Below are 22289 nucleotides of genomic sequence, written 5' to 3'. Positions count from 1 at the left end.
AGCGCAGGGAGGAGGCCGGGCCCCGTGGGCGGCGACGCGCCGCCATCCTCGTTACTGCCGAGCCATCGCGGTCTTCTTCTCCGCCTTCTCGTCGTGGAGGTGCTCACCGGACACGTCCACCACCACCTCGCGCAGCGTGCCTCCGCGGAACGCGAACGGCGTCCGGTAGAGCGTGCTCACCGCGGAGTTGTCATCGCGTCCGCACGTCAGGCCCTCGCCCAGGCTGATGACCAGCGGCATGGTGGCGGCGATGTCGCTCTGCGCGACCAACTCCCCGTCGATGAAGAGCTTGCCGCGCCCCGGAGCGCCCTTGCCCGCCTCCAGGTCCGGCTTGTCGGTGGGCTCGAACTCGAAGCGCAGCTCCGTGCGTCCGTCGGGCACCTCCACTCCCGACTCGATGTGGAACTCCCGCTCGCCCACGAAGTTGTAGACGTAGTGCAGCCTGCGGTCCTGGATGAAGAAGGTGTAGCCGCCGGTGAGCCCGCCGTGGCTCAACAACACGCCCTCGACATCGCCCTCCACGTCCACCTTCGCGGTGATGGAGTGCGGACGGTTGAGCACATGCACGGCCACGTTCTCCGGCGCGGGCGACGTGTGTGGACGGTAGACGTAGCGCTTGCGGTCCGGGCTGAGCTGCGGGCGCTCCAGCGAGAAGAGCGCCTTGTCCGGCGACGCCATCGGCATGACCTTGTAGCGACCCGCCTCCACGTACCAGAGGGCAATCATCTCCAGGAGCTTGCCGCGCTCCTCCTCCGCCAGGTTCCGCGTCTCCGAGCAGTCCTCCGCGACGTGGTACAGCTCCCACCCCTCCGCGTCGAGCTTGCGCAGCCGCTCCTCGGTGAGCCTCGACTCGCCGAAGCCCTCGCCCGCCTCGGTGAAGGACGGGCCCGGGAAGGGGCACACCGCCCTCCAACCGTCATGGTAGATGGCGCGTTGGGCGAACATCTCGAAGTACTGCGTGTGGTGCCGGCTCTCCGCGCGCGCGTCGTCGAAAGTGTGGCGGAAGCTGACGCCTTCGATGGGCGACTGCGTGACACCGCGCAGCGCGACGGGTGGCTCCACGCCCAGACAGTCCAGCACCGTGGGTACCATGTCGATGGCGTGGCAGTACTGCGGGCGAATCTCCCCCCGGGCCTTGATGCCCTTGGGCCAGTGCACGATGAACGGGTCCGTGGTGCCGCCGCGGTAGACCTCACGCTTCCACCGGCGGAACGGCGTGTCCCCGGCCCAGGCCCAGCCCCACGAGTAGTGGTTGAAGTACTTCGGCCCGCCCAGGTCATCCAGTGCCGCCAGGTTCTGCTCCAGCGACTCGGGGGTGTTGTTGAAGAACTTCAGCTCGTTGACGGAGCCATGGGGCCCGCCCTCCGCGCTCGCGCCGTTGTCGGAGATGACCATGATGAGCGTGTTGTCGAGCTCCCCCGTCTCCTCCAGGAACTTCAGCAGCCGGCCGATGTGGTGGTCCGTGTGCTCCAGGTAGCCCGCGAACACCTCCATCATGCGGGCATAGAGGCGCTTCTCGTCGGGAGGCAGGCTGTCCCAGTCCGCCACGTCCGGGTCATGCCGGGACAGTTGGGTGCCCGGAGGAATCACGCCCAGCTTGAGCTGCCGCTGGAAGACCTTCCGCCGGTAGGCATCCCAGCCGTCGTCGAACTGGCCCTTGTACTTGTCCGCCCATTCCTTCGGGACGTGATGCGGGGCGTGCATCGCGCCCGTGCAGAAGTACATGAAGAAGGGCTTGTCGGGAGCGACCTGCTTGGCGTCCGCGATGAAGTCCACCGCCCGGTCCACCAGGTCCTCGGTGAGGTGATAGCCCTCCTCCGGTGTCTTGGGTGGCAGCACCGGGTGGTTGTCGTGAGCGAGGTCCGGGTAGTACTGGTGCGTGTCACCGCCCAGGAACCCGTAGTAGCGCTCGAAGCCGCGGCCCAGCGGCCAGCGGTTGTAGGGGCCCGCCGCGCTCGTCTGCTCCGCGGGCGTCAGGTGCCACTTGCCTATCGCATAGGTGTTGTAACCCTGCTCCTGCAGCATCTCCGAGATGAAGCCGTTCTCGAACGGGATGGTGCCGTTGTAGCCGGGGTAGCCGAGGGAGACCTCGGTGATGGTGGCCATGCCGTTGGAGTGGTGGTTGCGGCCGGTGAGGATGCACGAGCGCGTGGGTGAGCACAGCGCGGTGGTGTGCATGTTGTTGTAGAGCAGGCCGCCCTTCGCCAGCCTGTCCAGGTGGGGCGTGTGGATGGGCGAGCCGTAGCAGCCCAGGTGCCCGAAGCCCGTGTCGTCCAGGACGATGAAGAGGACGTTGGGCGCGCCTGGCTTCGCGCGCAGCGGCTGGGGCCACGCGGGCGAGGACTGCTCCCAGGTGCGGCCGATGGTCCCCGGAAAGGTGCTGCCCGGCTTGTATTCCTTGAGCGACATGTCGAGGCCTCCCCGAGCCGGCGGAACACCTCACCGGCCCCGAAGGTCAGGAATGAGCACGCGACTGAACAGCCACCGCTGCCCTTCGGGACGACCCGAGCGGGCAAGGCCCGGCACGCCCGCCGCTGGACGGCGCGCGGGCTACAGCCAGCTCGAGGACGGCTGGCCCAATTCCGCCAGCACCCGCTCCGCGGCCTTCACGCCGAACCAGTTGGCCTCCTCGAAGAGCGCCAGGCCCCCCAGGTCCGTGTGCGCGAAGTGCAGGCTCCTGCCCAGGCTCTCCTGCGCGGCCTTGCGCGCGGCGCCCCACATGAAGCCCGGCGTGGGCCGCACCATCGCATGGCCCCAGCGCATGACCTCCAGCCGCTGCACCTGCTGGGTGATGCCCGGGTGCGCGGGGCGCATGTCCGCCATGACGAGCGCCTCCCAGTCCTCGTACGTGGCGGAGAGCGACTTCTGCCGCTCGGCCTTCACGTCGCCGCCCGACATGGGCAGGTACCACGTGAGCACCGTGGGGCCGCGCTCGTACTGGCGAAGCTGCTGGTGCGTGGCCACCACGTAGCCCAGGCTCTTGCTCTCCTGGAACACGTTGTCCCACGCCAGCGGGAAGCCTCGCGACTCCGGCGGCGTCGACAGCGTCAGGTTCGCCACCACCCACGGCGCGTAGCTGAACGCCTCCATCCACCCGGGTCGCGCGGTCCGCCACGGCGCCACCACGTGCGCGGCGAGGAAGCGCGGACACGCCAGCACCACCTGCCGCGCCTGGAACGAGCGAGGCTGCCCCGTGCGCGCATCCAGCGCATCCACCCGGCAGCCGTGCTCCCCGGGCTCCACGGTGTGCACCAGCACGTCGCGCTCCAGCACGCGGGGCGGCAGCGCGGAGCGGAGCTGGTGCACCAGCCGGCCGTTGCCCTCCGGCCAGCTCAGGAAGCCCTCGCTGCGCTCACCGTGCCCGTCCTGGCGCGCGGCGAAGTACCAGATGCCCGCCCACGCGGAGATGTGCTCGGACGTGGCGCCGTAGTCGTCGCGGCACGCGTAGTCCACCAGCCACTTCAAGCGCGAGGAGCGGAAGCCCTCGCGCGTGAGCCAGTCCGCCATGCTCAGCGCATCCAGCGCCGTCCACTCGGCGTCGTCGCTGGAGTGCGCGGTGGGCACCGCGAAGGCCTTGCGGCCCTTGGCGTCCTTCGCGGCGGCGAAGGCGTTCATCCGCGTGTCGAAGCGCTCCAGCTCCGCCAGGTCCTCGGGCGTCGCGCCCACGCGCAGGTAGAGCCCCTCGTACCAGTGGCCCCGATAGTAGTGGCGCTCCTCGGGCTCCTGGATGAGCAGCGTCTCCTCGAAGGTCGGCCGCCCCTCCGCGTCCACGCCCGTCACCGCGCCCATCTCGCGCAGCAGCCGGACCACCGGCCCCTTGTCCTCCAGCGGCGCGGGGAGGTAGTGCGCGCCCCACGGGAAGGCGGAGACGGCGTTGCGCCCGGAGCGGGACGTGCCTCCGGCCTCCGCCTCCAGCTCCACCATGCGCACGTCCTTCACGCCCGCGCCCATCAGCCGCCACGCGGCGGACAGGCCCGCCACGCCCGCGCCCACCACCAGCACGTCCACGGGCTCCACCGTCTGCGCGCGCGGCAGCGGGCCGCCTCGGAGCTTGTGGCCCACCTCCACCGCGCGGTCCACCACCGCGCCGGGGATGGGCGCTCGGGCGGGCTCGCGCTTGCACGCGCTGGCCACCGCCGAGCCGAGGAACGCGGCGATGAGCTCCCGCCGCGTCAGTTCCACTTCCGCCACTCCGCCTCGTAGTAGTGGACCAGCACCTGGTTGTTCAGCCGGTTCACCTCCGCGGGCAGCGGGCCCATGTCCGGAGGGAAGTGCGTGAGCGTCTCCAGCGTGTCCATGTCCAGGAAGCGCAGGCCCTGCGGCAGCGGCCGGTGGTGTCCGGGGGATTCGTGGGCCACGAGCACGTAGCCCCACTCGCCGAAGGACGGCACCAGCGCGTGGTACGGCTGCGTCCAGTAGCCCGCGGCCTTCAGCGTCGTCTCCACGCACCAGAAGGAGCGCCGGGCGAACAGCGGGCTGGTGCTCTGCACCACGGCCACGCCATCCGGAGCCACGCGCTTCTTGAGCAGCTTGTAGAAGCCCGTGGTGTACAGCTTGCCCAGCGCGAAGTTGTTAGGGTCCGGGAAGTCGACGATCACCACGTCGTAGTGCTGGTCCCCCTCCATGAGGAACTGCATGGCATCCGCGTTGACCACGCGCATGCGGGCATCCTTCATGGAGTTCTCGTTGAGGCGGGACAGCTCGTCGTAGCCCATCGCCAGCTTCGTGATGGAGGGGTCCAGGTCCACCAGCGTGACGGAGCGCACCTCGGGGTAGCGCAGCACCTCGCGCGCGGCCAGCCCATCTCCGCCGCCCAGGATGAGGACGTGGTCGATCTTGCCCGCGCGCACCATGGCCGGGTGCACCAGCGACTCGTGGTAGCGGTACTCGTCGATGCTGGCGAACTGGAGGTTGCCGTTGAGGAACAGCGAGAAGCCCCGCTTGCCGCGCGTCAGGACGATGCGCTGGTAGGGGGAGCTGGACGCGTGCACCACGTCGTCCGCGTAGAGCTGGTCCTCGTAGAACGTGGTGAGCCGGTCGCCCAGCGCGAAGCCGACGATGAGGAACACCGTCAGCAGCACCGCCTTGATGCGCAGGCGCAGGGGATTGCCGAGCAGCGGCGCCAGCAGCCACGTGCTCCACAGGCCCACCGCCGCGTTCAGGATGCCGAACAACAGCGAGGTGCGCACCAGCCCCAGCTTGGGCACCAGCAGCAGCGGGAACGCCACGCTGGCCGCCAGCGCGCCCAGGTAGTCCAGCGACAGCACCTGGCTGACCAGGTCCTTGAACTTCAGCTGGTCCTTGAGGATGCGCAGCAGGAGGGGAATCTCCAGCCCCACCAGCGTGCCGATGACGATGACGCTGCCGTACAGCGCCACCTGGAACAGGTCCGTCAGCGTGAAGGTGAGGAACAGGAGCGGCGCGCAGATGCCGCCCAACAGCGCCACCGCCAGCTCCACCTCCACGAAGCGCTGCGCCACCCCCTTGTCGATGTAGCGCGACAGGTAGCTGCCGATGCCCATCGCGAAGAGGTAGCCACCGATGACGGTGGAGAACTGGGTGATGGAATCACCGAGCAGGTAGCTGGCCAACGCGCCGACGACGAGCTCGTAGACGAGCCCACACGTCGCGATGACGATGACGGTGATGTACAGCAGCGTCTTGTTCACGTCGTCACTTCACTTCAACCGCCGATGGCCGCGGCCACGATGATGGCCAGGCCGATGATGAACGAGCCGATGACGATGCCCAGGGCCGTGTTCTGGTCGACCTCCAGCTCCTTGTGCACGTCGAACGGCATGATCTTGCGGATGGCATAGAACCCCGCGACGAACACGGCCAGACCGATGATCGAATAGACGATGCTCGCCAGCACACCGTCGAGGTTCACAACGACGCCTAGTAACAGCATCACTTCCCTCCCATGTAACCACCGGTCCACAACAAGACGCCGCCAGGGCTTCGCCGCACGTTGCCCGGCACGCGGTCTCGCTCCTCGCGCGTGAAGGGCGACCATCCGGACCACACCACGGCGCTGTAGAACAGCACCACCAATCCTCCAAACCACTTCATGCCGCGCCTCCGTGGCTGTGGCCCCCAGGCCTATTCCGACAGGTTGCTGTCCGCCCAGCGGCGGGTCTCGAAGTTGTGCGAGCGGAAGAACGCGAACACCGGCCCCAGCAGCAGCAGCACGAAGGCCACGCACAGCCAGCCCCCGTTGGGCGAGTCGTGCGTCAGCCGCACGGTGTAGTTGCGCACGCGAGCGGGGGTCGGGTCGTACGACGCCGTGGTGCGCAGCACGTACTTGCCCGCGGGGAGCGCGGACAGGTGCAGGCTGCCGTTCGCGCTGCCCTCGGACCAGGAGCCGTCGCTGTCGCTGCCCTGGTAGAGGCTGACCTCCTCGTAGAAGCCCACCACCTCGCCCGTCTCCTGGTTCACCAGGTCGCCCTGGATGCCCATCCAGTCGTTCATCAGCCCCGCGGCGACGTACACCTTCATGTTGCCGCGGCGCTCCAGGTCGAAGGGCTCGCTGAACTTCATCGCGGAGGGCGTGCCGGGCGTGGCCTCCGCGGGCACCGTCACCTGCTGGTCCAGCACGACCTTGTTCAGCGACGTCGCGGAGAACAGGCCCGCCACCAGGAGCAGCAGCATCAGCCAGCCGATGGACCACAGGACCGTGGACAGCATCTTGGCCTTGTGGGGGTTGGGCTGGCTGGGGACGATTCCCTCCGGCGAAGGCACCGCCTCCAGCTTGAAGGCCTCCTTCACGACCTCGGGCGCCAGGTACTCGCCAAACGTGTACGACACCTCGTTCTCGGTGCTGTCCACGTTGATGGAGTACGGCGGGGCGACGTACTCGGTGGCCTCGGCGTACTCGCCCGCCGTCACCTCCCAGTAGAACTCACCCTGCACGTTCTCCGTGACGGCGTGGACGTTCTGATAGGCCTTGTAGCGGCGCCCGTCGAAGAAGGCGGAGACATGCGGCACCAGCTGCACGTCGCCCGCGGCCAGGGGCTCCAGGAACACCCAGTGGCCCTGGGAGTTCATCAGCCAGACGAAGCCCTTCGAGCGGTTGAAGAGGAGGTACTCCTCCCACGGGTAGCGGATGCCCTCCACCGTGCAGGAGCGCACGAGGAAGCCCAGGCACATCCACTCCGTGTCGCGCAGCGTGCCCTTGGCGCCCAGCGGGATGAGGGGTGCGTGCTCGGGCTTCTCCAGGAGGCGGAGGAAGGACAGCTTCCCCTTGGAGACATCGAGCAGCGCGCCGCAGAAGGGGCAGCCCACGCGCAGCGACTTGTCCGGCGCCCGCAGCTCCAAGGGGCCGTTGCACTCCGTGCAGCGCGCCTGCTTGAGGTCCACCTTGCGGCGCACGCGGGGGCGGAGCTGGTCCGGGGGAATCCCCAGCTGCTCCAGCTTCAGCCGCGCGCCGATGAAGACCTCCGGGTCGCTGGCGTGGACGCCGAAGTCGAGCGTGATGATGGCGCCCTTGGACGACGTGGCGTCGACGTACCAGGAGTCCGCTCGAGGGTCGACGTCGCTGGGCAGCTGCCCCTCGGCGGCGATGACCTTCCCGTGGCCGCGCTCCTCCACCACCCAGTGGCGGTTGCGCAGGCGCAGCTTCTCGCCGGGGTGGAGGTCCGACAGCGAGAGGCCCTCCTCCACGCCGCCGGAGAAGAGCAGGTGGACGGTGCCCTCGGACTCGCTCACCCAGCCGGTGCGGCCGTCGGCGAACTCCACGTACCACTCGTCCCACGGACCCGCGCCATGGTCCTTCTGGAGGTGGCCCACGACCTGGAAGGCGGAGCCGTCATAGCGGCCCTCCGCGCCCACCTGGAGCGGCGAGTCGGTGACGACCACCCGGCCAATCTTCCCGAGCGCCTCGAAGTCCGCGTCCTTGCGCGCCACCACCGTCTGACAGTGGCTGCACACCACCACCTGCGCCGAGCCCGCGGTGAACTCCACGTCCGCGCCGCACGACGGACACCTCCCCTGGGTCACGCCGTCACCCCCCGCTTCAACTCACGCGCCTGACACGACGCAGCCCCCAGATGGCGCGCGAGCAACGACTCGAAGTCGGGACGTTCGCGGGGGCGGCAGCAATAGACGTTGAGCGCGGCGAAGCCATGCTCGGGAAACGTGTGGATGGCCAGGTGGCTCTCGGCCAGGAGCGTCAGGCCGGTGATGCCACCGGGCTCCGGGAACACGTGCCACTGCGGTTGGCCCACGACCTTCAGGTCCAACAGGACAATGAGCTCCTCGAAGAGCGCCGCCAACACCGCCGCGTCCTTGAGCAATCCGGGCGAGCAGCCGCTCGCGTCAACCAGCCATTCCTGTCCGGTGGTCAGCTTCAAAGTCCTCCTGCCTCCGGCCGTAATAGCACGGGCTTCTCCCTAAGGCGCGTTCCCGCATCCCGAAAGCCGGGTTGGCTCCTGGTATCCCGTTACCGCTACGCTTCCGGTGAAATGACGCGGCGGCCCGACATCGACGACCTGCTCCCCCTGGCCTCCCTCCCCACCCCCGCCCCGGCGCGAGAGCCCACGGCCATTGCACGGCTGACGCGAGGGCTGAGGGGGCTGCCCGCGGCGCCGCGCTGGTGGGGGCCCGGCTCCGGAGGACTGGCGGGCTGGCTCCATCAGGGGCCCGGTGGGATGACCCCGCCCACCGTGGACCGCACGCCCCGCTTCCGCGCCCTGCTCCACCGCGTGCGGGAGGGCGAGCCCGTCCTGCCCCCCGAGGCCCGGAACCACCAGTACGTCGTGGTGCGAGGGATGCTCGGCGACGAGATGCCCGGCTACCTGCTCGACAACGTGCAGCGGCTGGAGGGCCGGGGGCTCAGCGTGCGCGAGGCGGACGTGGACACCGAGGGGCTGCTCCTGAGCAACGTCGCGGTGCTGCGCGAGGTGCTGCTGGACGCGAGGCACTTCGGCCGCTCGGTGGTGCTGGTGGGGCACAGCAAGGGGGGCGTGGAGTGCACGGCGGTGCTGGCGATGTACCCGGAGCTGCGCTCGGTGGTGCGCGCGGTGGTGGCGCTCCAGGCGCCCTATGCCGGCGCCGCGCTCGCCCATGACCTGGCCACCACGCCGGAGATGCGGCGGCTCATCGACTTCGCCTTCCCGCTCTTGTTCCACGGCGTGTCGCGCTCGGTGGAGGAGCTGGCCTATCCGCAGCGCATGGCCTTCATCCGCCAGCACCCCTACCCCACGGATATCCCCACGGTGGCGCTCGCCACCTCGCGCCTGTCGCGACTGTCCACGCTCTATCCGCTCCAGCGCTACTTCCAGGAGCGCTATGGCCAGGCCTCGGATGGGCTGGTGATGCCGCTGGACGCGGAGATACCGGGCTCGGGCGTGGTGCGGCTGGACGACATGGACCACTCGGAGGCCGCGCTGCGAGCCCTCCCCGGCCTGGGCCGCTACCACCCCGGCGACGTCACCGAGGCGATGGTGGCCCTGGCGCTCGAGGAGCGCTGAGCCCGTCAGACAGGCGGCGTCAGCGACACGCGCCGCAGGAGGCTGTCGACCGTGGCCAGGTGCAGCGCCAGGTCCTCCAGCCGCTTGGCCAGCGCGGCGTCCTCCTTCAGCGCGCGGACCACGTCCTCGCGGGGGACACCGGACAGCGAGGCCAGGTCATCCACCAGCGCGTCCACGGCCGGCTTCGTGAGCTTCACGCCGTCACGCGCGGCGATGGCTCGCAGGGCCAGGGCCAGCACCAGCCGGCGCTCCGCGTCCGCGCGCAGGAGCGGGTCTCTCAGCCAGCCTTCCAGCGCCTCTTGCAGCTCGTCGGGCTGGAGGGCCTTGCGCACCAGGATGGGACGCTCGGTCTCCACCCAGCGGTGGCGGAGCTCCTCGTCCACCAGGGCGGCGGACAGCGTCACCTGCGTGCGCGCGACCACCTCGTCCAGCACGCGCTCCTGGGTGAGCTGCTCGGCCTCCACGGCGCGCTCGTGCGTCAAGGCGTCGTTCAGCTGGCGCATCACGTCGATGAGCGTGCCCGCGCCCAGGCGCACGAGCAGCTCCGGCGAGTCATCCGCCAAGAGCTTCAGCTCGGACGCACCGCGAATCTCGAGGAGGAAGCGCGCCGTCGCGCCGCGCAGGGACTCCACCACGTAGGTGTCCGGCAGCTTCAGCTCGATGCCCAGCGAAGAGCCCACCTTGGCGCCCACGAGCGCCTCGAAGAAGCCCGGGAGCAGCGGCTCCGGCACCACCTCCGCGCGCCAGCCCTCTCGCGCGGAGAAGGGAATCAGCCGGCCGTGGGCGAAGCCGAGCACGTCCAGCAGCACCTCATCGTCGGGGCCCACGTCCTCCCCCGCGAGGCGCTCACGGCGGTCGGCGTGCTTGCGGCGCAGCACATCGAAGCGCCGCACCAGGTCGTGCTCGGAGATGGGCGCGGGCGCGGTCCGCGCGAGGGAGAGGCCCTCGAGAGAAGGGGCCTGGATGGCGGGGAGCGCGATGGGCTCGGTGCTGCTGAGCGACAGCGCCGCGGGCATGCGCTTCATGATGCCGAGCGCGTGCAGCTCCGCCAGCGAGCGCGCGACGCCGGGCTTGGGACCTTCGTTCTGGGACGTCATGACGGCTTGGGCGACACGAACAGGCGCCGCATGGGGGGTTAGAGGAACGTGCCGACGAACCCGGACGCCATCGACACGACGGCGCCCGCCTGGCTCACCACGGGGATGTGCGTGGCCGCGGCGATGGCGCCCACGGAGGAGACGCCCGCGGTGACCTTCTTGCTCATCGCGACACCCGGCTCACCGAGCGTGCTCGCCGCCGCCGTGGCGCACGGCAGCGCGAGGGTGACATCGAATCCCGGGGCGAAGCGGCCCGCGCCCTTGCTCACGGCGACACGCGCCGCGTCCACTCCCAGGCGCGTCGCGGGGGCCTCTCCCTCCGTCGGCACCGAACGTGAGGCCGTCTTCAGGACTTGCGCGGCCAGGGTGCTCGCCACGCGAGGAGGCTGCTCGGAGGCGCCCTTCACGACCTGCGAGGCGGGGACTGGGGTCGCCGAGACCGCGGCCCGCGGCGTCGTCTCCGCGAGGGCGGTGCGCGCGAGGTTCGCGGCCGCGCGGAAGGAGCTCACGCCGGCCACGACGGGGGCCATGGCCCGCGCCTTGTCGCGGAACGTCTCGCGCACGTCGCGGAACGTCAGATAGGCCGTGCCCGGGAGCCGCGCGACCTGCACCACCGTGGCGGCCGCATGGGCCCAGCGGGGGCCGCGGGTGCTCGCGCTCGCGACGAGGGCGCTCGTCTCGACGGGGCCGAACAGGATGGGGCCCGTGGAGCGAGGAGGCACCTGTGCGGCGCCCGGCGCGTGGGTGGACGGGTTCACCGCGTGGGGGCTCTTCGCCGCATCCGCCGTGCCCTGCATCCAGCGGTCCTGCCGCCCCGTGGGTGTCGACGAGAAGCTGTCCGCTCCGGGGCGCGGAGTCGGGGCGGCGGAGGTCTGCTTGGCGCCAGCGGTGGAGGGGGACGAAGGGCTGGGACGAGGCTCGATGGGCGCCAACTGGGACTCCAAGCGGCAATGCGGCGGATGCGTCCGAGAGCATCCCTCATCCCGCCCCCTCATTGGGGTGAAAGCGGGCTTTGTGCGCGGCGAATTGCCGTCCGCGAAACGCAAGCGAGGCCCGGGTGCTGTAACCCCCTGGAATCCGGCCGGAGTGGGGGTAGTCTCCGCCCGCCATGCACATCCGAATCCTGACCGCCCTCCTCCTGTGCCTCACTGTCTCCGCCTGCAAGGAGTCCTCCGAGAAGAAGGAGACGCCTTCCAATGCCACGCCCCCCGCGGCGACGCCCACCCCGGCGCCGAAGCCCGCGGAGCCCACGGGGGAGTGGACGAAGAAGGCCCAGGCCGGACAGGACCTCCAGGCCACGATGGAGACCAACCAGGGCACCATCGTCATCCGCCTGTTCTCGAAGGACGCGCCGATGACGGTGGCCAACTTCGTGGGTCTGGCCACGGGCGAGAAGCAGTGGTCCGACCCGCGCACGGGCGACCGCATGACGGGCAAGTCCCTGTACGAGGGCGTCATCTTCCACCGCGTGATTCCGGGCTTCATGATTCAGGGTGGCGACCCGACGGGGACCGGCCGCGGCGACCCGGGCTACCGCTTCGGAGACGAGTTCCAGAGCGGCCGCACGTTCGACAAGACGGGACTGCTGGCCATGGCCAACGCGGGCCCCAACACCAACGGCAGCCAGTTCTTCATCACCACGTCCACGCCGAGCTACCTCAACGGCAAGCACACCATCTTCGGTGAGGTGGTGAAGGGCTATGACGTGGTGGAGAAGATCTCCAACGTCGCGACGGGCCCGGGCGACCGGCCGGTGGAGCCCGTCGTCATCCAGAAGATCACCCTGGCGGACGCGCCCGCCGCGGGCGGGAAGTGATGGACGCGCCGAAGCTGCGGCGAGTGTCCACGCGCCTGGGCGAGCTGGACTGCCAGGTCGTGGAGGGGCTCCCCGAGGGCAAGTCGCCCGAATTGGCGGTGGTGCTCTGCCATGGCTTCGGCGCTCCGGCGGGGGACCTGGTGCCGATGGCCGCGCAGATGCTGGCCATGCACCCGCCCCTGGCCCAGCGCGTGCGCTTCATCCTCCCGGGAGCACCGCTCTCGCTGGAGGACATGGGCATGCCCACCGGACGGTCCTGGTTCCCCATCCCCGAGGCCATCCTGCGCGGGCAGATGCGCGACTGGCCCGCGTTCGCCCAGGGGGTGCCCGCGGGGTTGCCCGCCGCGCGCCGGGCCCTCATGTCCGTGGTGTCCGCCGTGTCCACCACGATGAAGCTCCCCTATTCGAGAATCGTCCTGGGGGGATTCAGTCAGGGCGGCATGGTGACGACGGACGTCGCGCTGCGGCTGGAGGAGTGTCCCGCGGGGCTGTGCATCCTCTCGGGCACGCTCATCGCGGAGCCGGAGTGGCGGCAGAAGGCCAAGGCCCGGCAGGGCCTGCCCGTGTTCCAGGGCCATGGCCGCTACGACCCGCTGCTGCCCTTCGCGACAGCCGAGCACCTGCGCGACACGCTGGTGCAGGAAGGGCTGACCGTGGACTTCTTCCCCTTCGATGGGCAGCACACCATCGATGAGGAGGAGCAGGAGCGCATGGCCGCGTTCCTGAAGGCCCGGTTGGGGAGCTGACGGCATGTACCACGCGAAGGAGCTCACGGTGCCCACCCGGGGGCGCGGCTTCACGGACATCACCGCGGACGTGCAGCGGGCCGTGGCGGAGAGCGGTGCGCGGCAGGGCCTGTGCACCGTGTTCATCCACCACACGAGCGCGTCCCTGTTGTTGTGCGAGAACGCGGACCCCGATGTGCGCCGTGACCTGGAGTCCTTCTTCGCGAGGCTGGTGAAGGATGGAGACCCCCTCTTCGTTCACGACGCGGAGGGGCCGGATGACATGCCCGCGCACGTGCGCACGGTGCTGACGCAGACCGCGCTCAACATCCCCGTGAAGAACGGGGCGGCGGACCTGGGCACGTGGCAGGGCGTCTACGTCTGGGAGCACCGCACGTCCGCCCATCGGCGGCGCGTCACCGTGTCGGTGGTGAGCTGAGCGTCAGCGCAAGGTGCGGGTGCTGGTGGCGACGCGAACCTTGCGCTCCTTCACGGGGATGCGCGCCTGGCCTCGGATGCGCACCCAGGAGCCCGGGGCATCCTGCGTGGCGTGCACCATGGACCAGCCCGTGGGGACCTCCGGTGAGGCCCAGCCGTAGAGGGCCTTGGCGTCCCGAGGCGCCAGGTTGACGCAGCCGTGGCTCGTGGGCTCGCCGAAGCGGTCGTGCCAGTAGGCGGTGTGCAGCGCGTAGTCCTGCTCGAAGAACATGGTCCAGGGCACGGTGGCCACGCGGTAGGTGTCATTGCCCGCGGTGCCGTTGCCCGTCATGTCCGCTTCGGCGAACTTGATCCACACGCGGAAGAGGCCCTCGGGTGTGTCCGTGCCGGGCTTCCCGGAGGAGATGAGCGTGGCGTACACGGGGCGCTCTCCCTCGTAGGCCACGAGCACCTGCGCATCCAGGTCCACGTCCACCCAACGCGCGCCGGGCTCGACGCCGGGCGGGGCGTGGGAGAACCAGGCGACGTGGAGGTCGTCTCGGGAGACCCAGTGGTTCTCCGCGATGAGAACCCAGCGGCCGTCCGCGGAGAGCTCTTTCACGGCCACGAGGGTCCGCGGTGGGAGGACGGTCTCTCGCGCGGCCTTCGCGTCCGGGGCCGTCTTCACTTCAACAGAAGCCGAGGGCTTCGTTCGGGACTGGGCCCAGGCGAAGGGCGCGGACAGCTCCGACAGTTGCTCCGCGTCCACGCCGACGAAGGTGGAGGGACGGTACTCGCGGAGGACTCGGGCCTCCAGGTATTGGCCGTCGGTGGTGCGCCAGAAGGTGCGCCGGCCCACTCGCACCTGTCCGCGCAGCTTCACTGTCACGGAGCCCTTGAGCAGGATGCCCTTCCGGCGGGTGCGGGCCAGCGCGAGGCTCGGGTAGGCGCGCACGCGCTTGCCGACGACGCGTGCGTAGGTGCCAGGGGTCAGCTCTCCTTCGCGGAGGCGTGGGAGGTCTCGGACGCGGGGCTCTCGGAAGTTGCGCTCGAGGTAGCGCTCGCAGACCCAGCCGCGCGGTTGGATTTCGACCCAGGCGTCGCACTCCGGGCCGCGCATGGCGGTCTCGCTCTTCCAGAGGATGCGCATGTCCTGCGCCACGGTGCCGAGGGGTGGTGCGTCCTGACGCGGCTCCGAGCGGACCGCGATGGAGCGGAGCACGCGCAGCGAGCCGGCGTCGGGTTGGTAGGGGATGGCGACGGGCTCCGTGCCGGCGTCCGCGCCGCTGGCCGTGGAAGGTCCGGGAGCGTCGTCATCGAGTCCGAGGGCGGGGTCATCGAGCACGTAGCTCGTGTCCTCCAGGGGCTCGCCATCCGGGCCGAGCACGAGCTCTTCGTCCGGGTTCTTCTTGTCGGGGATGACGACGAGCTGCTCGGCGGGAGGAGGCGGAGGGAGGTCCGAGGACTCGTCGGTGTTGGTGTCCGAGCCCGCGGAGGGAGTGTCGTCACGCTCCGGCTTGGGCAGGGCACTGAGCGCGGGGTCGATGGAGAGCGAGGGCTCGTGGTCGGCGGTGGGGGCCTCCGGCGTTTCGGGGCGCGATGGGGAGACAGGACGCGAAGGGCCACCGTCCGGAGTGAGCGCGGTCCGTGTCCAGGCGGCGTGGAGATCTCCCGGTGTCGTGCCCGCGGACGGGGAAGGGCTCGATGCTTCGCTGGTGACGGTGGTGCCTCCGTCCGTGTCTCGCGCCGCGAGGCTGTCACCTGGATGCGAGGAGCTGTCGCCGTGCCCGGTGGGAACAGAGGGCTGAGCCCTGGTGGGCGACGTCGTGCCCTCGCTTCCGCCTGGCGCATTCGGCGAAGCAATGTGGCTCATGGGGGACGCGGCCCCGTCCATGGGTGCCGACACCCCTTCGCCGCCTCCCGGTGCCCGCGGAGCAACATCGCTCCGAGCCATGGATGACGGCTCGCCTGCCGGCGCCGACAGCCCTTCGCCTCCTCCAGGCGCCTGCGGAGCCGCACCTGACGCATCCAGCGGAAGCGCGGCACCTCCTCCGTTCTGACTCTCGAGGGGAGAACTCGCCGCGGGCAGCTGCCCGTTCGCACTTTCGCCGCGCGCATCCGGCGAGCCCGTTCCAGGCGCGGCCTCTACGCCCCGCGCAACTCCTGGCGGAGCGTCGTTCTCGGGCGCAGAGGGTCGTCCTGTCGCGGAAGCCCCTGTCGCCGCATCGGCGACGGAGCGTCCTCCCGCGCGCGTGGAAGGGTTCTTCACCTCGCCATCCGGGCGGGAGTCCTCCGACTTCGATGACGGCGTACAGGCGATTCCGGGCAGAAGAAGGGCGAGCTGAAGCCAACGTCGCATGTGGCCGACACGGTACGAGGGCTCGCCTGCTTGCTCAACGTCGTCCGAGGTGGGGCCCCCTGCGCCCGACTCCGCGAGAGTGCGCAACCCGTGCCGCCCCGACGGTCGATGTCACATGCAACGGAATGAAGCCCGCACCCACCGTCTCGATTCGCCACACGAGACATGCCTCGCCCCGAGGCATGTCTCATGGCCGACAACACGTCGCTAGCGCAGCAACCCGATGAGCTCCGCCGGGAGCACCGTCCCCACGGGCCACAGCACATACGCCATGCCGCGCGAGTGCTGCCACGCGCGCCACAGCTCATCGCGCTTGTACGTCACCGCCACCGCCTCGTTCGTCTTGAACGCGGGGTCATTGCACACGACGTCGCCTTCCGACGTGAAGCCCTTGAGCACGATGAGGTGCCCATCCGAGCTGCGCACGGGCGAGCCCGTGAGCTCCCCCTCCGCGTAGGCGATGCTGATGCTGACCGGGATGCCCGCGCCGATGAGCCGCTCCACCTGCGCGAAGCCATCCAGCCGCATCACCGCGCCATGCAGCACCCCCTCACCGATGGCGGAGGCATACGCCGTATTGAAGGCCCAGTTGCCCGTGCCCTTGTAGACCCAGTCATACGTCCGGTCCGCCGAGAACGGCACGGTGGGCTCCAGCGCCGGCTGCGCGAGCTTGCGCCCCCAGTACCCCAGCAACATCGAAGTCGACGTGGGCGAGCACCACACCGGGCCCCCATCCGGGTACAGCATCTGCGAGTACCCCGGCACCTCCAGCACCGTCCCCCACGCCGCCCGGTCCGACACCGCATCGGCCGCCACACCCTTCTTGTCACTCACCGCCGCGGACAAGGCCCGCACCCGAGGCGACACCTCCGGCTGCGACGAGTGCAGCCACACCCCCATCCGCAGCGCCTCCGCGCGCCGCTTCAGGTTGAGCGTGTCCGTGGACACATACCCATCCGCGTCACCCTGCCCGTCCACGCTGTGCCGGGCCACGGGCTCCTTGTCGAAGGCCCACACCCCCAGCTCGTAGTCCTTCGTCCACACCCCGTCGATGCGAGCCGCGAGCGTCACCTTCACCCACGTCCCCGGCGGCGTGAGCACGTCGAACGAGGGCACCACGCTGGTGAACCCACCCGGCACGAGCTGCACCTCGGAGACCGCGTGCCCCAGGCGATACGCCGCTTCGTGGTAGCGCGTGCTCCCATCCTCCTTGCGCCCCGCGGGAACCGGCGTGCTCTCCGTCCGGGCCGTGGCGTCCAACACCAGGGCCCCATCCGTCGTCAGCGCGGTGCCCTCCCGCGTGAAGCGGTCGAAGTCGCGCTCACTCGCGCTGCGACGCCACAGCCGCGCCGGAGGACCCGGCTCCTCCACCGGCGAGTCCTCGAGGCCTTTCTGCTGCGAGACACAGGCCGTCTGCGTTTGAGCCAGGAGCAGCGTGAGCATCGTCAGGGAGCGGGCTTTCACGGCCCGAAGTCTGCGAGCCCTTCCCCGCCTCGCACAAGTTGCATCGCATCAACCCCGGAGCCACTCGGCCCGTGCCCATGCACCCACGATGTCCGTTGGCGGGCACAGCGGAACCGAAGGCTCACGACGCCTCCGGCTCCACACCCGTCGCCTCGAGCAGCTTGTAGAGCGTCTTGCGGTCCACATCGAGCAGCCGCGCCGCCTCGCTCTTGTTGCCCCCCACCGCCTGGAGCACGTGCGCGGCATACCGACGCGACAGCTCCGCCAGGCTCGGCAAGTCCCCCGCGAGCCCCGTCAGCCGCTTGGGCGCATCACCGATGGGCTCCGGGAAGTCCTGCGGCCCCAGCACGCCCGTCACGTTGAGCGCCAGCGCGCGCGCCACCACGTTCTCCAGCTGCCGCACGTTGCCCGGCCAGTCATACGCCGTCAGCCGCGACATCGCCTCCGAAGTCACCACCGGACTCACCCCACCCCGCGCATGCCGTCCCGCGAAGTGCTGCACCAGCGCGGGGATGTCCTCGCGCCGCTCGCGCAACGGCGGCAGGTGCAGGTGCACCACGTCCAGCCGGTACAGCAGGTCCTCGCGGAACACGCCCTCCGCCACCCGCTCCTTCAAGTCCTTGTTCGTCGCCGCCACCACGCGCGCGTCCACCTTCACCGGCACGCTCTCGCCCACGCGGCGAATCTCGCCCTCCTGCAGCACGCGCAGGAGCTGCGACTGCACCTTCATCCCCACGTCGCCAATCTCATCCAGGAAGAGCGTCCCGCCGTTCGCCTCCTCGAAGACCCCTCGGCGAGCCCCCGAGGCGCCCGTGAAGCTGCCCTTCGCATGGCCGAACAGCTCGCTCTCCATCAGCGACTCGGTGATGGCGCCGCAGTCCACCGGGATGAACGGCCCCGACGTGCGCGGCGAGCGCTTGTGCAGCGCCCGCGCCACCATCTCCTTGCCCGTCCCCGTCTCGCCCGTAATCAACACCGGCACGTTGCTCGCCGCCGCGCGCGCCACCTGCTTGTACACCTCCAGCAACGCGGGGCTGCGTCCCACCAGCGCGCTGCGGTCCACCTGCTGGCGCAGCGAGCGGTTCTCCTCCACCAGTCGCTTCTGTTCCAGCGCCCGCCGCGCCACGCGCAGAATCGCGTCCACGTCGAAGGGCTTCGCCAGGTAGTCGAACGCCCCCAGCTGGATGCTGTCGAGCGCGCCCTCGATGTTGCCGAAGGCCGTCACCACGATGACCGGCGTGTCCGGCAGGTGCGCCTTCACCTCCTGCAACACCTTCAGCCCGTCGCCCGGCTCGGGCATGGCCATGTCCGTCAGCACCAGGTCGTACGCGCCCTCCGCCAGCCGCTCCTGCGCCGCCTTCGGGTTCGACGCTTGCGACACCGCGCCCAGGGGCCCCAGCAACCGCTGGAGCAAGTCCCTCGCCTGCGGGTCATCGTCCACGACGAGGATGCGAGCTGCGCTCACGAGGCCACCTTGCGAATCGAGGAAGCAGGGGACGACTGCGCGGACTCGGCGGTGCTTCCCTCCGCCAGCCGCACCACATGCGCGAAGCGCACCACCACGTGCGTGCCCTTCCCTTCTTCCGAGCGCACCGTCAACGTCCCCCCATGCGCCTCCACCACGCGCTTCGTGGTGGCCAATCCCAATCCATGCCCCGGCAGCGAGCGCGCCTCCGGCGCCCGGAAGAACGGCTGGAACAACAGCGCCAGCACTCCGGGCCCCATGCCCATGCCGTTGTCCGCCACCTCCAGCACCGCGTCCGAGCCCTCGGTGAAGACATTCACCGTCACCCGCGCGTCGGGCCGCCCCGCCGAGTACTTCACCGCGTTCGTCAGCAGGTTGCGCGCCGTCACCTGCAACAGCTGCCCGGGACAGTCCACCGCCACACCGGGCTGCAGCGCCCGGTCCACCGCCACGCCCTGCGCCGCCGCCGTCTGCGACACCTCCAGCAGCACCGTCGTCACGGCCGTGTCCAGCTCGCCCACGGTGCGCTCGCCTCGCGTGCCCGCGCGGCAGAAGCGCAGCAGCGCTTCGATCAACTCGCCCATGCGCACCGCGCTGGACTCGCACTGCGCCAGCATCTCCAGCGCGCCCGCGTCCTTCACCGCGCCCGTGCGGCGGATGAGCGTCAGGTAGCCCTTGAGCGGCGCCAGCGGACTGATGAGGTCGTGCGCCACGCGGCGGGTGAACGAGTCCAGCTCCTGGTTGTGACGACCCAGCTCCTCGAGCTGCCCCTGAATGGTCGCGTCCTGGCGCTTGAGCAGCGACGTCACCTGCCACCCCACCAGCACGGACAACAACATGGCCAGCAGCGTCGTCCCCGCGCCCAGGGCCGTGTTGCGCACGCGCATGTCCGCCAGCCGTCCACCCACGCGGCGCGCCTCGTTGGAGTTCTCCTCCGACAGCGACTCGCCCAAGGCGTCGAGCTGCGCGGCCAGCGGACGGATGCGCTCCGCCAGGTGTCGCCGCGCCCGGTCCGCCTCGCGCCGCTGGGAGAACACCGCCGCCGCGCGCACCTGGTCCGCCAGCCCCTGGCACGCGGCGTTGAAGCGCTCCCACACCGCCTTGTCACCCGGAGGCAGGTTGCGCGTGTACTCCTCCGAGGCCAGGCGGATGTCGGAGAGAATCTCCGCCATCACCACGTCCGCCGCGTCGCGCTCGGCGTCATCCGTCGCGCGGATGTGCGCTTCGATGGCGGACTCCAGCGACAGCACGTCCACGCGGATGCGGCCAATCAAGCGCGCGCGCACCAGCGCCTCGTTCACCAGCGCTTCCACGCGTGCGCCCGTGCGCACCTCGGTCCACAGCGTGAAGGCCGTGACGGCCGACAACAGGACCACCACGAAGAAGAAGCCGGCGCGGTAGGCGCGGATGGACGTGCGGGAGCTCACCAGGGTCCGTCCTCTACCACGGTGAGGGCGCCGGGAGGACCCGGCCTTCCGTCAAGGCGTCGCCGTCCTGCCGCCTGCTTCCGGAGCGTCCGGCTGCCTCGCCGCGGGCAACCGCCGCCGCGCCCGCTCCAGCGCTGACTCATAGAAGACGTCGGAGAGCTGCTCGTGCATCTCCCGGAGCTCGTTCAGCTCGCGCTCACGCGCCAACAACTGGGCGTTGTGCTCCTCCAGGGCATGCCGGTCCGCCTCCGTGCGCACCAGCTCCTCCAGCAGCGCCACCCGCCCCTGCTCCGCCTCCGCGCGCTCCTGCTTGAGCCGCTCGAGGGCCGACTCCAGCGCCGCCAGGCGCACCGCCACCCCCTCCAGACGCTCGCGCTCGCGCTCGTACTCGTGTTGCCAATGCAACGTCTCGCGGACCTGCGCCTCCAGGACCTCCGGCGGTATTCGCGCGGCGCACCCCGTCGCCACCACCACCCACGCCGTCGCGAGCCCCAGGAACCGCATACACCGTCTCTACCCGCGCCGAGGTCGCGAGGGATTCGCGACGGGTGCCACGGGCTCGCGCCCTCCTGCCGAGGATGCGCGTGCAGCTTGCTCAAGTGGCTCCGTGTCGTCAAAGCGACAAGCGCCTGTCTGGGGAGCAAGCCCCCAATGTTGGGGCTTCAACTGAGGAGTTTCTCCCCACCGCACACCCGTCATCACTTGCTGGCCCCTCGGAAGCAGGCGCTGGCACGAGCGCTGCTCATGTCCCGGTCCGCTGGTACGGCGCAATCAAGCGCCGTTTCCCCCTCAACGGAGCTTTCCATGAAGACCGTGTTCGCCGCCGCCCTGCTCGCCGCCGCCACCGCGTTTGCCAACACCCCGGCTCCTGCCGCCGCGGAGACCAAGCCGGCCGCCGCCGAGGCCAAGCCCGCCGCCGCCGCCGAGGTCAAGGCCGAGGAGGCCAAGCCCGCCGCCGAGATGAAGGCGGAGACCGCCGCTCCCGAGGCCAAGCCGGCCGCGAAGGGCAAGAAGGCTGGCAAGAAGGCGGCCCCCAAGGCCGAGACGGCCACCGAGACCAAGTAATCTCGATTTCCTAGTTCAGGAAATGCCGCGAGGGCGCTCTCCGAAAGGGGGCGCCCTCGTTGCGTTCGCGGGTCTGTTCAGCCCCTGACACTTCCGCAACGCCCTGTGAATCCACGACTCCTTCCCTGTGTCATCCATGCCCCGCATGGGTCATTGTCTCTGGGAGCAAGTCTTGACTTTCAGCAAAGCTGGGATTTGACAGAAACACAGTAAACGCGCTTAATGCGACTTCAGAGGATGACAGTTCGTTCCAGATACACACGGAACTCATCGCGAAATCGCCCTTTCTGGAGCCGCCCATGGTCGAAGCCTTCTCGAAGGTGTCGGAAGCCTCGAAGCTGTTGCTGGAGAAGGGCCTCGGCGCGAGCACCGCTGTGGAGTGCCTGAGCATGGTGGGCCACGCGATGGGCGTGGACCGGGCGTACATCTTCGAGAACCGGACGCAGCAGACCTATGGCCGGTTCGTGACGGACCTGCGCTACGCGTGGGCAGAGCCGCCGACGGCGTCGCCGCTGGCCAACCCCGTGCTGCGCGCGTTCTCCTTCCGGGACTTCGCGCCGGGCTGGGTGGACATGCTGGAGGCGGGGATGGTGGTGGCGTGCCCCACCCGTGACGCGCCGCCGATGATGCGCGACCTGCTGGAGCGCCAGGGGACGCAGTCCATCCTCCTGTGCCCGGTGAATCCCTCGCGGCAGCAGTGGTGGGGGGTGACGGTCTTCGAGGACTGCCACCGTCCCAGGGCGTGGCGTCCGGAGGAGGTCTCCCTGCTGAAGTCGCTGGCGCGCGCGGTGGCGGCGTCGGTCCGTCACGGGCAGATGCGCTCGTCGTTGGATCAGGTCCGCACCAGCCTGCGGGCCGCGGTGAACCGCACCCCGGCTTCCGGACGCTGAACCAGCGGTTTCCCCGGGCCTTCCTGGCAGGAAAGGGAGGGTCCTGGCGACCCAAGGCTCGCACGAGCCACCTGTAGCAGGCGTTTCTGCTACC

Annotated in this window: 20 protein-coding genes; 6 read left to right on the top strand and 14 right to left on the bottom strand. The window is 70.1% G+C overall.

What is annotated here, in order from left to right; translation table 11 throughout:
- Positions 1-51: 51 nt before the first annotated feature.
- The 7 genes from MYSTI_RS06145 to speD form a co-directional block, all read right to left on the bottom strand.
- Entirely contained in the window at positions 52-2409 is a 2358-nt protein-coding gene (locus MYSTI_RS06145) for an arylsulfatase (protein WP_015346846.1), read from the bottom strand.
- 141 nt (positions 2410-2550) lie between these two features.
- Complete coding sequence (locus MYSTI_RS06140) at positions 2551-4182, bottom strand: FAD-dependent oxidoreductase (protein WP_015346845.1); 1632 nt, start codon at positions 4180-4182, stop codon at positions 2551-2553.
- Entirely contained in the window at positions 4173-5669 is a 1497-nt protein-coding gene (locus MYSTI_RS06135; RefSeq protein ID WP_015346844.1) for a polyamine aminopropyltransferase, read from the bottom strand. The genes MYSTI_RS06140 and MYSTI_RS06135 overlap by 10 nt, the downstream gene beginning before the upstream one ends.
- Before the next feature lie 14 nt (positions 5670-5683).
- Positions 5684-5911: a DUF350 domain-containing protein gene (locus tag MYSTI_RS06130; protein ID WP_015346843.1), complete on the bottom strand. Its 228-nt coding sequence runs from the start codon at positions 5909-5911 to the stop codon at positions 5684-5686.
- Complete coding sequence (locus tag MYSTI_RS43650; protein ID WP_015346842.1) at positions 5911-6072, bottom strand: hypothetical protein; 162 nt, start codon at positions 6070-6072, stop codon at positions 5911-5913. Before MYSTI_RS43650 ends, MYSTI_RS06130 begins: the two co-directional genes overlap by 1 nt.
- Positions 6073-6102: 30 nt before the next feature.
- The gene (locus tag MYSTI_RS06125) at positions 6103-7998 is read right to left on the bottom strand and encodes a DUF4178 domain-containing protein (protein ID WP_015346841.1); all 1896 of its coding nucleotides are present in this window, start codon (positions 7996-7998) and stop codon (positions 6103-6105) included.
- Positions 7995-8351, bottom strand: a complete 357-nt coding sequence (speD, locus tag MYSTI_RS06120) for an adenosylmethionine decarboxylase (RefSeq protein WP_015346840.1) — start codon at positions 8349-8351, stop codon at positions 7995-7997. Before speD ends, MYSTI_RS06125 begins: the two co-directional genes overlap by 4 nt.
- A gap of 111 nt (positions 8352-8462) precedes the next feature.
- Between speD and MYSTI_RS06115 the strand changes: the two genes are divergently transcribed.
- On the top strand, positions 8463-9470 hold the full coding sequence (locus MYSTI_RS06115) for a hypothetical protein (protein WP_015346839.1): 1008 nt from the start codon (positions 8463-8465) through the stop codon (positions 9468-9470).
- 5 nt (positions 9471-9475) lie between these two features.
- Here the strand turns inward: MYSTI_RS06115 and MYSTI_RS06110 are convergent, their stop codons facing one another.
- Positions 9476-10567, bottom strand: coding sequence for a trigger factor (locus MYSTI_RS06110; RefSeq protein ID WP_015346838.1), 1092 nt, complete (start codon positions 10565-10567; stop codon positions 9476-9478).
- Between the two features lie 38 nt (positions 10568-10605).
- Entirely contained in the window at positions 10606-11499 is an 894-nt protein-coding gene (locus tag MYSTI_RS06105) for a hypothetical protein (RefSeq protein ID WP_144370001.1), read from the bottom strand.
- Between the two features lie 176 nt (positions 11500-11675).
- Here MYSTI_RS06105 and MYSTI_RS06100 point away from each other — a divergent pair, with 176 nt between their 5' ends.
- Genes MYSTI_RS06100 through MYSTI_RS06090 form a run of 3 tightly spaced genes read left to right on the top strand, consistent with a single transcriptional unit; the run spans position 11676 to position 13547 of the window.
- Positions 11676-12383 carry a peptidylprolyl isomerase gene (locus MYSTI_RS06100; RefSeq protein WP_015346836.1) on the top strand — a complete coding sequence of 236 codons (708 nt, stop codon included), beginning with the start codon at positions 11676-11678 and terminating at the stop codon, positions 12381-12383.
- On the top strand, positions 12383-13129 hold the full coding sequence (locus MYSTI_RS06095; protein WP_015346835.1) for an alpha/beta hydrolase: 747 nt from the start codon (positions 12383-12385) through the stop codon (positions 13127-13129). The genes MYSTI_RS06100 and MYSTI_RS06095 overlap by 1 nt, the downstream gene beginning before the upstream one ends.
- A gap of 4 nt (positions 13130-13133) precedes the next feature.
- Positions 13134-13547: a secondary thiamine-phosphate synthase enzyme YjbQ gene (locus tag MYSTI_RS06090; RefSeq protein WP_015346834.1), complete on the top strand. Its 414-nt coding sequence runs from the start codon at positions 13134-13136 to the stop codon at positions 13545-13547.
- 3 nt (positions 13548-13550) lie between these two features.
- On the opposite strand, the gene MYSTI_RS06085 is transcribed toward MYSTI_RS06090, so the two are convergent.
- The 5 genes from MYSTI_RS06085 to MYSTI_RS06065 form a co-directional block, all read right to left on the bottom strand.
- Positions 13551-15398, bottom strand: coding sequence for a L,D-transpeptidase family protein (locus tag MYSTI_RS06085; RefSeq protein ID WP_084668298.1), 1848 nt, complete (start codon positions 15396-15398; stop codon positions 13551-13553).
- A gap of 693 nt (positions 15399-16091) precedes the next feature.
- Complete coding sequence (locus MYSTI_RS06080; protein WP_052350908.1) at positions 16092-17348, bottom strand: C39 family peptidase; 1257 nt, start codon at positions 17346-17348, stop codon at positions 16092-16094.
- A 121-nt stretch (positions 17349-17469) separates the two neighbouring features.
- Positions 17470-18813, bottom strand: coding sequence for a sigma-54-dependent transcriptional regulator (locus MYSTI_RS06075; RefSeq protein WP_015346831.1), 1344 nt, complete (start codon positions 18811-18813; stop codon positions 17470-17472).
- Entirely contained in the window at positions 18810-20243 is a 1434-nt protein-coding gene (locus MYSTI_RS06070) for an ATP-binding protein (RefSeq protein ID WP_044279037.1), read from the bottom strand. Before MYSTI_RS06070 ends, MYSTI_RS06075 begins: the two co-directional genes overlap by 4 nt.
- A gap of 48 nt (positions 20244-20291) precedes the next feature.
- On the bottom strand, positions 20292-20744 hold the full coding sequence (locus MYSTI_RS06065; RefSeq protein ID WP_015346829.1) for a hypothetical protein: 453 nt from the start codon (positions 20742-20744) through the stop codon (positions 20292-20294).
- 300 nt (positions 20745-21044) lie between these two features.
- Here MYSTI_RS06065 and MYSTI_RS06060 point away from each other — a divergent pair, with 300 nt between their 5' ends.
- Together MYSTI_RS06060 and MYSTI_RS06055 are read left to right on the top strand one after the other, a co-directional pair.
- Positions 21045-21305 (top strand): hypothetical protein, encoded by a 261-nt coding sequence (locus tag MYSTI_RS06060; RefSeq protein WP_015346828.1) that lies wholly within the window; start codon positions 21045-21047, stop codon positions 21303-21305.
- Between the two features lie 299 nt (positions 21306-21604).
- Positions 21605-22195: a GAF domain-containing protein gene (locus MYSTI_RS06055; RefSeq protein WP_015346827.1), complete on the top strand. Its 591-nt coding sequence runs from the start codon at positions 21605-21607 to the stop codon at positions 22193-22195.
- Positions 22196-22289: the final 94 nt, after the last annotated feature.

It is taken from the genome of Myxococcus stipitatus DSM 14675 (assembly GCF_000331735.1).
Lineage (GTDB): Bacteria > Myxococcota > Myxococcia > Myxococcales > Myxococcaceae > Myxococcus > Myxococcus stipitatus.
This window is presented reverse-complemented; position numbering and strand designations above follow the sequence as displayed.